Genomic DNA, 11990 nt, shown 5'->3' on the forward strand with positions numbered 1-11990 from the left:
ATGAAGGAGGAGAATGGTGAAAACGCTTTTTGTCACCGGTACCGACACCGCGGTGGGTAAAACCGTGGTATCTCGCGCGTTATTACAGTGCTTTGCCAAGGCGAATCTCTGCGCCGCAGGTTTTAAACCTGTCGCCAAAAGCGCACAGCGCACACCCGAAGGCTTACGTAATAAAGATGCACTGCTGTTACAGCAGGCTTCGGGCCTCACTCTCACTTATTCCGCCGTTAATCCAATCGCCCTGGAAGAGGATGAAATCAGCACCAGCCCGACGCAGTGCATTGATTATCCATTACTCACTCGCAGTCTTAACGATTTACAGGCTAACGCAGCGCGCGTGGTGGTGGAAGGCACCGGCGGCTGGCGCAGCCTAATGAACGACTTGCAGCCGTTGTCTGATTGGGTGCGACAGGAGCATTTACCGGTTGTGTTGGTTGTAGGCATTAAGGAAGGTTGCATCAGCCACGCTTTACTGACCGCCGAGGCCATTGCGCAGGATGGATTGCAACTGGCGGGTTGGGTAGCAAACCGTATTAATCCCGGCCTGGCGCATTACGCTGAAATTATTGATGTTTTGAGCGAGAAGCTAGGTGCACCTTTATTAGGCGAGTTGCCTTACCTGCCGCGTGCAGAGCAGCGGGAACTGAGCGGTTATCTGGATATTTCGCTGCTCGATGACAATATTACGCACGACAACAGTGCAAAGCCTGCGGCCTGATGAAACAAAGTGCCGCAAATTATCAATGGCTGAATCTAATGATTCAGATTCAGCCATCCTTTTTAACGAATTAATCCCCTATTATTCAATCCTTTACTCCCTGTATTTTATTGCATTCTCTTCTCTGGCGTGATTCATGCATCAGCTGCTCTGATGAATATCTTGCCGGAGCACCTGTATGTCGCAATCAGATGAGAAAGGTTTGTTGTATGGGCTGAATGACCGCATCGGTCCATTGCCTGCATTTTGTGCCGCACTGCAACATGTGCTGGCCAGCGTCGTCGGCATAATTACGCCGCCGCTGATTATTGGTTCCGTTTTGGGATTGCAGGCATGGATCCCTTATCTGATCAGCATGTCGCTGTTGGTTTCCGGTTTGGGTACATTCCTGCAGGCGCGCCGCTTTATGGGCATTGGCGCCGGCATGATCTGCCTGCAGGGCACCAGTTTTGCCTTTCTGGGCGTGATTTTGTCGGGCGGATTGATGGTCAAAGCGCGCGGTGGATCGCCGGAAGAGATCATGGCGATGATCTTTGGCTGCAACCTGGTGGCGGCGATGATTCCGATGCTAATCAGCCGCTGCATCGCGCCATTGCGCAAAGTGTTGACGCCGGTGGTCACCGGTACCGTGATCACATTGATTGGCATCAGCCTGATCAAAGTCAGCATCACCGATTGGGCTGGTGGCCATAACGCCAGCAATTTTGGCGCACCGGGTAATCTGGCGCTCGGCGCCTTGACCCTGCTGGTGATAATCGTCCTTAACCGTTCGCAAAATCGCTGGACGCGGCTGGTTGCCGTGGTTGCTGGCATTGCAGCGGGCTGTATCGCCGCAGCGTTAACCGGTCATCTCACCCTCAAGCCAATGGGCGATACGCCGTGGCTGGTGTTGCCAGAAATGTTCCGTTTTGGTTTTGCCTTTGACTGGACCATCTTTATTCCCATCGCGCTGGTATCGGTGATTGCCGTAATTGAAGCGGTGGGCGATCTTACGGCGAACTGCATGTTGTCGCAGCAGCCGATTGAAGGCGAAGCGTTTGAGCGCCGCATGCAGGGCGGTATTTTTGCCGATGGCATCAGCTGTTTGCTCGCCGCCGTATTCTCGGCCTTTCCCAACACCACCTTTGCGCAAAATAACGGCGTTATCCAGATGACTGGCGTTGCCAGCCGTTATGTTGGCATGGTGATCGGCGTGATGTTGGTGCTGCTCGGTATGTTCCCGGCGATTGGCACCATGCTGCAGCAGATTCCGCCGCCAGTGCTGGGCGGCGCGACCATCGTGATGTTTGGTAGCGTGGTGGCGGCCGGTATTCGCGTGATGACGCAAACGCCACTTGGCCGTCGCGAGATGCTGATTGTTGCCGTGTCGTTTGGTATCGGCTTAGGTGTTGAAGCAGTGCCTGATGTGCTGAAACAATTTCCCACGCTGATTAGCAACCTGTTTGGCCACGCGGTCACCACCGGCGGGATGCTGGCGATTATGTTGAATATCGTGCTGCCTTCAGAGCGTAGCGAAGCGGTAGCAGCAAAAACGGCTGAGGAGTCGCATTAACGTGCAGGGTGCATACGCAGGAAGAGGCGGCAGATCGTAAAGACGCCATAAACCATCCCTGGGGCTTGGCCCGCGCGATTACTCGCCTCATCCATGAGGCTCGCCCTTCGGGCCAACGCTATGCGTTGTTCAAAAACGCTCCCGGCGTTTTTGTCCATGGCGCGGGACACTTTACTCCTCTGCCGCCTCTTCCTGCGTTTCAGGTATCGTGCGGTTTATGGATTTAAACGACGGCGTGTACGTCCAGAACTGAGATAATCGGCAATGTAATCCTGCGATATCTCACCGCTGTAACGACCTTCCTCATCGACGATCGGCATCCACACCGTGTTGTGCTCATAAAGCTTCGACAGCACCACGCGCAGGTTCTCTTCTGCTTTGCCGGTCACTTTAAAGGTATGCAGCATCTCTTCGCAGCGGCCCGTGGATCCACGCGCTTCACGACGCTTCACAAATCCCAGTGGCTTGCCATCTTCATCGACCACCGTTACCGAGCGCATATCGTTATCGTCCATGGTGGCAAAAGCGTCCTGCAATGGCGTAGTGCGCTGCACGGTGATGGTGGGCTGCTGATCGGTGACATCGCCAGCCTGCACCAGCAACAAACGTTTCAGCGTACGGTCCTGCCCAACAAAAGAACCCACAAAGTCGTTCGCCGGTTTGGCTAACAGCTCATCCGGGCTGGCGCACTGCACAATTTTGCCCTGACCAAACACCGCAATGCGGTCGCCGAGCTTCAGCGCTTCATCAATATCATGGCTAACCAGCATCACGGTCTTCTTCAACTGACGCTGCATTTCCAGGAACTCGTTCTGAATCACTTCACGGTTGATCGGATCGACCGCGCCGAAAGGTTCATCCATCAGCAAAACCGGTGGGTCAGCGGCCAGTGCGCGAATCACGCCGATACGCTGCTGCTGACCACCGGACATTTCACGCGGATAGCGATGCAGGAACTTAGTTGGATCAAGCGCCACCATGCTCATCAATTCCGTGGCGCGTTCGCGGCAGCGCTTCTTATCCCAGCCCAGCATGCGCGGCACCACAGTAATGTTCTCCTCGATGGTCATGTTCGGGAACAGACCAATCTGCTGGATCACGTAACCAATATTGCGGCGCAGGGTAACGGTATCTTGTCCGCTGGTATCTTCACCATTGATAAAAATCCTGCCGCTTGAAGAGGGAATCAGGCGGTTGATCATCTTCAAGGTGGTGGTTTTGCCACAACCCGATGGACCGAGCAGCACGCACATTTCCCCGGCAGGCACTTCCAGGCTGACGTTATCCACGGCATTCAAGGACGCGCCGTTCTTTTGCGTAAAGGTTTTCGTCAGGTTTTCCAGTTTTATCATTATCGAATCCCCTTAGGAGTCAGCGCCGACTGCAAACGGTGCAGCAGCCAATCAAGCACAATCGCGAGCAAACAAATCATCAGGGCACCGGCAATCAGCATGCGCACATCGCTGCCGCTGATACCGTCGAGCAGTTGCAGGCCCAAACCGCCCGCGCCAATCACGGCGGCAATCGCCATCACGCCGACGTTCATTACCACCGCCGTACGAATACCGCCAAAAATCACCGGCAGCGCCATCGGAATTTCTACCCAGCGCAGACGCTGCCAGAAAGTCATGCCAATCCCACGACCAGCTTCGCGCAGTCCGGGAGACAGATTTTCAAGCGCGGTGTGGGTGTTACGCACAATCGGCAGCAGCGAGTAGAGAAACACCGCAGTAATCGCGGGCAGGGCGCCAATGCCCTGACCGATCATGGAAAACAGCGGAATCATCAAACCAAATAACGCGATGGTCGGAATGGTTAACACAATGGTGGCGATGCCGAGCACCGGCGTGGCCAGCCACTTAAAGCGCACAATCAAAATGCCCAGCGGCACGCCAACGATAATGGCGAAACCCACCGCGACCAGCACCAGCCAGGTATGTTGCCAGGTGAGCGACATCAAGGTGTGCCAGTTATTCATGATGTAATGCAAGGTATCCACAGCGCCTCCTTACAGCATGTTCTTAGATTGAAGGAAATCACGCGCCACCTGTTGCGGCGACTGATGATCAATATCGACACGCTTGTTCATCTCGGTGATCGCTTCGTCATTAATCAATGCGGAAAGCTCATTAAGCGCCGTGTCCAGACCTGGATGGCTCTCCAGCACATCCTGACGCACCACCGGCGTGACGTTGTAACTCGGGAAGAAGTGCTTATCATCTTCTAACACTTTGAGTTCAAAACCTTTCACGCGGCCATCGGTTGTATAGATCAAACCCGCGTCAACAAAACCATCGCGAATCGCGTTGTAGACTAAGCCGGGATCCATCTGGCGAATCTGCGGACGATCAAGCGGCATGTTGTAGGCTTTCTGCAGCGGCTTCAGGCCATCGGAACGGCCCGAGAACTCCAGGTCCAAACCCAGTTTCCAGTTATGTTCCGGATCGTTCTTGCGTACCTCTTCCAGCTTCGCCACCAGTTGCGACATGGTGTTAATGCCTTCTTTCTCCGCGCGATCGCGTTGCATAGCAAACGCGTAGGTATTGTTCATCGGTGCAGGATTGAGCCAGACCAGCCCCAACTTCGCATCCAGCTGTTTTACCGTTTTATACGCGTCTTCCGTCGACATCGGCTTATTGATGTGGTTAAAGATGATTAGCGAAGTACCGGTGTATTCCCACGTCATATCAATCTGTTTATTGATCATCGCGTTACGACCAATGGTGGTGGCGATATTGGTCTTGGGGATCACCTGAAAACCTTTCTTCTGCAACCAGATCACCGTCATCGCGGAGAGGATGTGCTGCTCGGTAAAGCTCTTGGTTGCCATGGTGATGGGTGTTGCAGCCGCGGCGCATTGGCTGATTGCCAGCGTCGCGGTGAGTGCCAGCGCAGTACGTTTTACCCAGCGCGCCAGCTTGTTGGCAGTGGCCATCACAAAACTCCTTGTGTTAAGCCGCAGAGTGCGGGCTGAGATAACGTCCCAATGCCGCAAGCAGCATGTCGAGCACCAGCGCAACCAGCGCGGTGGCCACAGCGCCGAGGATCAGCGTAGGGAAGTCGTTGAGGTAGATACCAGGGAAGATCAGCTCACCAAAGCTGCTGGCGCCGATCAGAAACGCCAATGGCGCGGTACCGACGTTAATCGCCGTGGCGATGCGCACGCCTGCCAGAATCACCGGCAGCGCATTGGGAATTTCCACCTGACGCAAACGCTGAAACTTAGTCATACCTATACCGTTGGCGGCCTCGATTAGCGACGGCGGTACCGCGCTTAAACCGGCAAAAGTATTACGCACAATCGGCAGCAGCGAGGCGAGGAACAGGGCAATCAACGCGGGACGATCGCCGATACCGACAATCACCATCGCCAGCGCCAATACCGCCAGCGGTGGCAGCGTGTTACCCACGTTGAAGATTTGCATCACGTATTCGGCCCAGCGACGGGCAAACGGACGACTCAGCAGGATCCCGCTGGGGATGCCCACCAGCAGCGCAAAGAACATTGACCAAAACACCAAAAACAGATGCTGCTGCCCGAGATAGATCAAATCTTCCCGGCGGTCGCGCAGCGTATTCAGCCCCAGCCCCCAAACCAGCAGGGCAATCACCGCAACAATCGCGAGCAGAGCCAGCCCAGCGCGGCGGGCGAGCGATGCATTTTGCATAGCCATTGTCTCCCTGATTCAAAAAATCGTTCGATGTGGTGATGTCATTCCCAGGATGGCGGCGCAGTGTCAATAACGCACACATACGAAAATCCTTCACCCCGTTAAATTGCAGTTAAAATGACTATTAGCAGATACTTTTTCAGTGAATAACTGGAAATCACTACTTAGACCTATAGCAATGCTTGTCGATAAGTGCCAGTTTCTGCGGCAAAATCAGTCAGATAGAAATAATCAAAAACCGCAGCTAACCCGCATGGAATAAGGCATCATACGACAATAAAAAATTTTCATCGAAATAAGTGACGTCGTCACAGATGGGGCGCACGCAGAGGAAACTGGTCTGGTGAATTTTCAGCTAGCCTTGTTAGAAATTAGGGAGACGTATGACTGAAACTGCAGAATTGAACACGGAACATCGCCACTGGATTCTCATCGGCTGCATGCTCGCTATGTTTATGGCGGCGATTGAAGTCACCATCGTGGCCACCGCGATGCCGACCATCATTGCCGATCTTGGCGGCTTTTCGCAGTTTGGCTGGGTATTTTCCATCTATTTACTGACACAAGCCGTCAGCGTGCCGCTCTATGGCCGATTAGCAGACATGTGGGGCCGCAAACGGCTGCTGTTTATTGGCGTATCGCTGTTCCTGCTGGGATCGATTCTGTGCGGATTCGCCCACAGCATGACGTGGCTGATTCTGTTTCGCGCTTTTCAGGGTTTAGGTGCCGGCGCGATTATGCCGCTGACCTCCACCATTGTGGCTGACGTCTATTCGCCGCGTGAACGCGCCAACGTACAAGGCTGGCTCTCCAGCGTCTGGGGCGTGGCGGCAATTATTGGCCCGCTGAGCGGCGCGTGGCTGGTACAGCACTTTAGCTGGTCGGTGGTTTTCTGGGTTAACGTACCGATTGGCGCGATCGCCATGTTGCTGCTGGCGCGCTTCCTTCCATCGCGTGAGCAAAATCAGGCCACCACGCTCAATCTCACCGGCAGCTGCTGGCTGATGATCTGCGTAACGGCATTATTAGTCGCGCTGTTGCAGGCCGAAGTGCTCGGTTTCTGGCTTCTGCCATTCCTGCTGCTGGCAGTCATCGCCGCCTGGCGTTTAAAACATCATGAACAGCGTGCCGATGCACCGCTGTTTCCGCTGGAAATCTGGCGCAGTCGGCTCATCGTTGCTGGCAACATCGGCAACCTGATTATCGGTGCCAGCATGATGGGCATCAGTGCCTTTCTGCCGACATGGATTCAGGGCATCACCGGCGGCACGCCCCTGCAGGCCGGCAGCGCGCTGGCGATGATGTCGATTGGCTGGCCGCTGGCCAGTACATTGAGCGGTAGGTTGATGCTTATCACCTCCTATCGCTTCACCGCGCAGTTGGGCGCGCTGCTGCTGATTGCGGGCAGCGCGTTGCTGCTGTTACTGCGCAGCGACAGCTCAATCGTGCAGGCCGGATTCACCGCCTTTGTGATTGGTACCGGCATGGGCATGACCAGCACCACGTTTCTGGTATCGGTACAGAACCATGCGCATTACGACATTCGCGGCATTTGCACCGCCTCAATCATGTTCAGCCGCATGATCGGTTCGGCGATTGGTACCGCGTTATTGGGCGCGGTGCTGAACCTCAACTTGTCGCTGCGTCTGCCGCAGGCCGACGATCCGATGCAGAAAATCATGTCGCCTGAAAGCCGTCAGACGCTGTCGGAGGCGACATTGCATGACTGGACCGGACAAATCGCCAGTTCTTTACATTGGGTGTTTGTAGTGTCGTTGCTGATTGCGCTGCTAACGTTGTGGGTGGCGTGGATAATGCCGCGGCAAAGGCCGGAAGTGGAGTAAAAGCAGGGCGGCCAGAGAGCCGCCCGAAAGTTTACTGCGCGGGCGTATCCTGAGAGCTGCCCGCGCTGTCTGGCACGGTGCTGTCACCATCACGGCCATTTTTCTTGTAGACGATTTTCTGTGTGTCGTTCTCACAATGACCCACAACCTGGCCGCCGACCTGATCGGCTTGATCATTGGCCACGATATCCAGCGTGAAGTCCGATTCGGCGACGCCGTTGTTAATGATTTTTTTGCTGATGTCCGCTTTGACGCTTTCACAAGACGCCTGCGCCAATACCGGCAGCGACAACATCGCCATCAGCAGAACTGCATTACGTTTTTTCATCATTCACTCCTTTGGTCAGAAATCCTGTCAAAACTATAGCAGTGATAAACGATTAAGGTGCAATTGGACGTCCGGTGCGGCGGTCGAGGCAGCGCAGCGTATTCGGTTCCCAATAGGCGTTAACGTTGTAGCTCTTTTCGCATGAGTCGCGGGTATCAAAGGCTTTGTCCGCTTTATCAAACTCTTTCTCAACGCGGGTATTGACCTTATTACGCAGGTTTTTGGTATCGTTCCACTGCTCTTTGCTCTGGCGCGCGGCTTCATTACTGGAGGCGCTGCTGCCATCTTCAATAATCAGGCGATCGGTTTTGGCAGACGCAATTGGCGCAGCCATTAACAGGCTCGACGTCACCACGGTCGCCAACAGGGCGGATAACAGTTTTTTCATCGTCATTTCCTTCAGTTAACACCAGCACAGCCGGGATCGCGGCTGTAACAACCATGGGCGCTAGTATATCATCGCTGCTTCTTTGCTCACCAGCGGTGAGCGCTTTGTTTAGCTTAGTGAGAGATTTTCTATGCTGGTAAAAACCGCCTTGCTGTTTTTTATCACTGCGATAGCGGAAATTGTTGGCTGTTTCCTGCCGTGGCTATGGTTGAAGAAGGGCATGACGGCCTGGCTGCTGGTGCCCGCCGCAGCAAGTCTGGCGCTGTTTGTTTGGTTGTTGACGCTGCATCCCGCCGCGAGCGGGCGCGTCTATGCGGCCTATGGCGGCGTATACGTGTTGACGGCATTGATCTGGCTGCGCGTGGTGGATGGCGTAAAACTCAGTACATGGGATTGGGTCGGCGCGCTGGTCGCCTTTAGCGGCATGTTGATTATCGTGACCGGCTGGGGCCGGGCGTAATAACCGGCAACACAGGCATTGGATATTAGGGGAAACATCCCGATGAGGTCGTAGCGGCGAAAGCCGCCGGAGCGCCTCGCGGGATGGTCGCCCCGGGTATCTCGATCAAACAGCGTATAATCGCTGTTAACCTTTATGCACTTTCAATCCTGCGGTGGTTTGCGTCACCGGCATAATCTCCAGCGTATTGATGTTGACGTGCTTCGGCAGCGTCGTTACCCAATAGACCGCCTCGGTCACATCTTCCGCCGTTAACGCGGTGGTGCCTTCGTAAACCTGGCCCGCTTTATCATCATCGCCCTTGAAGCGCACGTTGGAAAACTCGGTGCCGCCCACCAAACCTGGCTCGATATCGGTCACGCGCAGCGCGGTGCCGTGCAGGTCGGTACGCAGATTCAGGCTGAACTGGCGCACGAACGCTTTGGTCGCGCCATACACGTTGCCACCCAAATAGGGCCAGCTGCCCGCAATCGAACCGATATTCACGATATGACCGACGTTGCGCTCCACCATCGCAGGCAGCACCGCACGCGTCATGTATACCAACCCTTTGTTGTTGGTGTCGATCATATTTTCCCAGTCTTCGATATTGGCTTTGTGCGCCGGTTCCACACCCAGCGCCAGGCCAGCATTGTTCACCAGCACATCAATATTGCGCCATCGAGCGGGCAGGGAGGCAATCACTTCATCGATGGCGGCGCGATTACGCACGTCCAGCTGAACGGTATACAGATTATCGCCCAGCTCATCTTTCAACTCTTTTAAGCGCTCAGCGCGACGTCCGCTGGCGATCACTTTATGACCTGTAGCAATGAAGCGGCGGGTGATACTTTGACCAAAACCAGCCGTTGCGCCGGTAACAAAAATAATCATCTCACTGTTCCTTAAACGATTTCAGGTTATCAGCCACACCTTAGCATTAACCTCGAACCCATGCTCATGAAAACCAAAGGCAGCGTGTTGCAGGATCTTTCCTGCACATCGCGAGTGCATCAGCGCACCACAAAGGCGCACGTTTGCGGGCGATCAACTCGCCATGTCAGGTAAAACTTAGCACAATGTTAAATAGCAACCGTTTGCGAACCCAGGCAACCGGTTGCGCATACGTTTGCTAGCCAAGCTTGACACGAAAACCCGCCAAATCAATCTATTATATTGAAAGTAAACAGTATTTTTTGTTCTTTGCATTGGCATGCACTTTGCAAACTATCTTTAAGGCAATTACCTGCACTAATAAAAAAGCACCAAGGAACCATTATGCCTTACGCAACCGAAACGCTGCTGCGCGCCAGCTTCTTTGATTTCACTGCTCTGGCCGCGCAGCCAGATGACATCGCTGCCAGCGCACGCTATCTCGAAGATGGCTTATTAACGCTGCGTGACGGCAAAGTGGTCAGCCTTGAAAGCTGGCAAATTGCGGAAGGGCGCGTCGATCACACGCGCGTCACCGATCTGCGCGGCAAACTAATCGTGCCCGGTTTTATCGATACCCATATCCATTACCCGCAAACCGAGATGATCGGCGCCTTTGGCGAACAGCTGCTGGAGTGGCTCAACCAATACACTTTCCCGGTGGAGAGCCAATATCACTGTCCCGATCACGCGGCAAAAATGTCGGCGTTTTTCCTGCATCAGCTGTTGTCGAACGGTACCACCACCGCGCTGGTATTCGGCACCGTGCATAAGCAGTCGGTTGATTCCCTGTTCAGCGCCGCACAGCAGCTGGATATGCGGCTGATTGCCGGCAAAGTGATGATGGATCGCAACGCACCGGAATACCTGACCGAAACGCCGGAAGAGAGCTATCAGCACACGCGTGAACTGATTGAGCGCTGGCATCAACGCGGCCGCCTGAGCTATGCGCTCACCCCGCGCTTTGCGCCGACCTCGTCGCCCGAACTGCTGGACAAAGTGCGCCAGCTGCGTGAGGAGTTCCCTGATGTCTGGATGCACACGCACTTAAGTGAAAACCAGCAGGAGATCGCCTGGGTGAAAGCGTTATTCCCGGAGCGGGCGGGCTATCTCGATGTCTATCATCACCACCAACTCACCGGCAAACGCAGCGTGTTTGCGCACTGTTTGCATCTGGAAGATCAAGAGTGGCAATGCCTGCATGACACCGATTCATCGATCGCCTTTTGTCCAACGTCAAACCTGTTCCTCGGCAGCGGCTTATTCAACATCAAACGCTGCTGGCAGCAGGGTGTGCGCATGGGCATTGGCACCGACGTGGGGGCTGGCACCACGTTTAATCTGCTGCAAACGCTGGGCGAAGCCTACAAAGTCGGCCAGCTACAGCAGTACAAACTCAGCGCCTGCGAAGCGTTCTATCACGCCACTTTGGGCGGTGCACACGCGCTCGACCTCGATGACGTCATCGGCAACTTCAATCCCGGCAAAGAGGCCGATTTTGTGGTGCTCGATCCGGCGGTCTCGCCGCTGCAGAAGCTGCGCAACGCCAATAGCAAAGATATCTGGGAGCGGCTGTTTGTGATGATGACGCTTGGCGACGACCGCAACATCGCGCAAACCTGGGTGAGCGGCAAGCCGGTTTGGCAGCGCGAAAGTGAGGAGCAAATCGCATGATCCAGTTCTTACTCAACGATCGTTTAATTACCGAACGCGAGCTCGATCCCAATCTCACCGTGCTCAACTACCTGCGCGGCCAGCAGCAGCGTCGCGGCACCAAAGAGGGTTGTGCCTCTGGCGACTGTGGTGCCTGCACCGTCACGCTCGGTAAAGTGGTGGATGGCGAGATGCAGTATCAGGCGGTCAACAGCTGTTTGACGCTGGTAAGTAGCCTGCAAGGCAAGCAGCTGATTACGGTTGAAGATCTCAAGCAGGGCCGCGAACTGCACAGCGTGCAGCAAGCGATGGTCGATTGCCATGGCTCACAATGCGGTTACTGCACGCCGGGGTTTGTGATGTCGCTGTTTACCCTGCAGAAAAACAGCGTAGGTTGGGATCGTCATCAGGCAGAACAGGCGCTGGCGGGCAATTTGTGTCGCTGTACCGGCTATCGTCCGATC

General features: G+C 54.8%; 13 protein-coding genes. 6 read left to right on the top strand and 7 right to left on the bottom strand.

The window, feature by feature from the left end; all coding sequences use genetic code 11:
* The first annotated feature begins 13 nt into the window (after positions 1 to 13).
* Together bioD and RTM06_RS17585 are read left to right on the top strand one after the other, a co-directional pair.
* Positions 14 to 718: a dethiobiotin synthase gene (gene bioD / locus RTM06_RS17580; protein WP_312183898.1), complete on the top strand. Its 705-nt coding sequence runs from the start codon at positions 14 to 16 to the stop codon at positions 716 to 718.
* A 178-nt stretch (positions 719 to 896) separates the two neighbouring features.
* Positions 897 to 2270, top strand: a complete 1374-nt coding sequence (locus RTM06_RS17585; RefSeq protein WP_312183900.1) for a nucleobase:cation symporter-2 family protein — start codon at positions 897 to 899, stop codon at positions 2268 to 2270.
* Positions 2271 to 2485: 215 nt separating this feature from the next.
* Here RTM06_RS17585 and osmV read toward each other — a convergent pair whose 3' ends face one another.
* From osmV to RTM06_RS17605, 4 genes are read right to left on the bottom strand one after another with little or no spacing between them, the layout of a single operon-like run.
* Positions 2486 to 3622 (bottom strand): osmoprotectant ABC transporter ATP-binding protein OsmV, encoded by a 1137-nt coding sequence (gene osmV / locus RTM06_RS17590; protein WP_312183902.1) that lies wholly within the window; start codon positions 3620 to 3622, stop codon positions 2486 to 2488.
* Positions 3622 to 4269, bottom strand: coding sequence for an osmoprotectant ABC transporter permease OsmW (gene osmW / locus RTM06_RS17595; protein WP_008108902.1), 648 nt, complete (start codon positions 4267 to 4269; stop codon positions 3622 to 3624). Before osmW ends, osmV begins: the two co-directional genes overlap by 1 nt.
* 9 nt (positions 4270 to 4278) lie before the next feature.
* On the bottom strand, positions 4279 to 5205 hold the full coding sequence (locus RTM06_RS17600; protein ID WP_293796924.1) for a glycine betaine ABC transporter substrate-binding protein: 927 nt from the start codon (positions 5203 to 5205) through the stop codon (positions 4279 to 4281).
* 16 nt (positions 5206 to 5221) lie between these two features.
* Positions 5222 to 5938 (bottom strand): ABC transporter permease, encoded by a 717-nt coding sequence (locus tag RTM06_RS17605; RefSeq protein ID WP_008108907.1) that lies wholly within the window; start codon positions 5936 to 5938, stop codon positions 5222 to 5224.
* 386 nt (positions 5939 to 6324) lie between these two features.
* Between RTM06_RS17605 and RTM06_RS17610 the strand changes: the two genes are divergently transcribed.
* Positions 6325 to 7785, top strand: a complete 1461-nt coding sequence (locus tag RTM06_RS17610; protein WP_312183904.1) for an MDR family MFS transporter — start codon at positions 6325 to 6327, stop codon at positions 7783 to 7785.
* A 31-nt stretch (positions 7786 to 7816) separates the two neighbouring features.
* Here the strand turns inward: RTM06_RS17610 and RTM06_RS17615 are convergent, their stop codons facing one another.
* Both RTM06_RS17615 and RTM06_RS17620 read right to left on the bottom strand, forming a co-directional pair.
* On the bottom strand, positions 7817 to 8113 hold the full coding sequence (locus tag RTM06_RS17615; RefSeq protein WP_110866185.1) for a DUF1161 domain-containing protein: 297 nt from the start codon (positions 8111 to 8113) through the stop codon (positions 7817 to 7819).
* Positions 8114 to 8165: 52 nt separating this feature from the next.
* Complete coding sequence (locus RTM06_RS17620; RefSeq protein ID WP_265298215.1) at positions 8166 to 8501, bottom strand: DUF1283 family protein; 336 nt, start codon at positions 8499 to 8501, stop codon at positions 8166 to 8168.
* A 130-nt stretch (positions 8502 to 8631) separates the two neighbouring features.
* Here RTM06_RS17620 and RTM06_RS17625 point away from each other — a divergent pair, with 130 nt between their 5' ends.
* Entirely contained in the window at positions 8632 to 8961 is a 330-nt protein-coding gene (locus RTM06_RS17625) for a YnfA family protein (RefSeq protein WP_312183907.1), read from the top strand.
* Between the two features lie 126 nt (positions 8962 to 9087).
* On the opposite strand, the gene ydfG is transcribed toward RTM06_RS17625, so the two are convergent.
* Positions 9088 to 9834 carry a bifunctional NADP-dependent 3-hydroxy acid dehydrogenase/3-hydroxypropionate dehydrogenase YdfG gene (ydfG, locus tag RTM06_RS17630; RefSeq protein WP_312183909.1) on the bottom strand — a complete coding sequence of 249 codons (747 nt, stop codon included), beginning with the start codon at positions 9832 to 9834 and terminating at the stop codon, positions 9088 to 9090.
* A gap of 384 nt (positions 9835 to 10218) precedes the next feature.
* Here ydfG and guaD point away from each other — a divergent pair, with 384 nt between their 5' ends.
* Both guaD and RTM06_RS17640 read left to right on the top strand, forming a co-directional pair.
* Positions 10219 to 11547 (top strand): guanine deaminase, encoded by a 1329-nt coding sequence (guaD, locus tag RTM06_RS17635; RefSeq protein ID WP_312183911.1) that lies wholly within the window; start codon positions 10219 to 10221, stop codon positions 11545 to 11547.
* Positions 11544 to 11990 (top strand): 2Fe-2S iron-sulfur cluster-binding protein (locus tag RTM06_RS17640; RefSeq protein WP_312183913.1); only part of this gene is annotated, 447 nt, incomplete at its 3' end. The genes guaD and RTM06_RS17640, both read left to right, overlap by 4 nt.

The sequence above is a fragment of the Pantoea sp. CTOTU46764 genome (genome assembly GCF_031974595.1).
In the GTDB taxonomy this organism is placed as follows: Bacteria; Pseudomonadota; Gammaproteobacteria; order Enterobacterales; family Enterobacteriaceae; genus Pantoea; species Pantoea trifolii.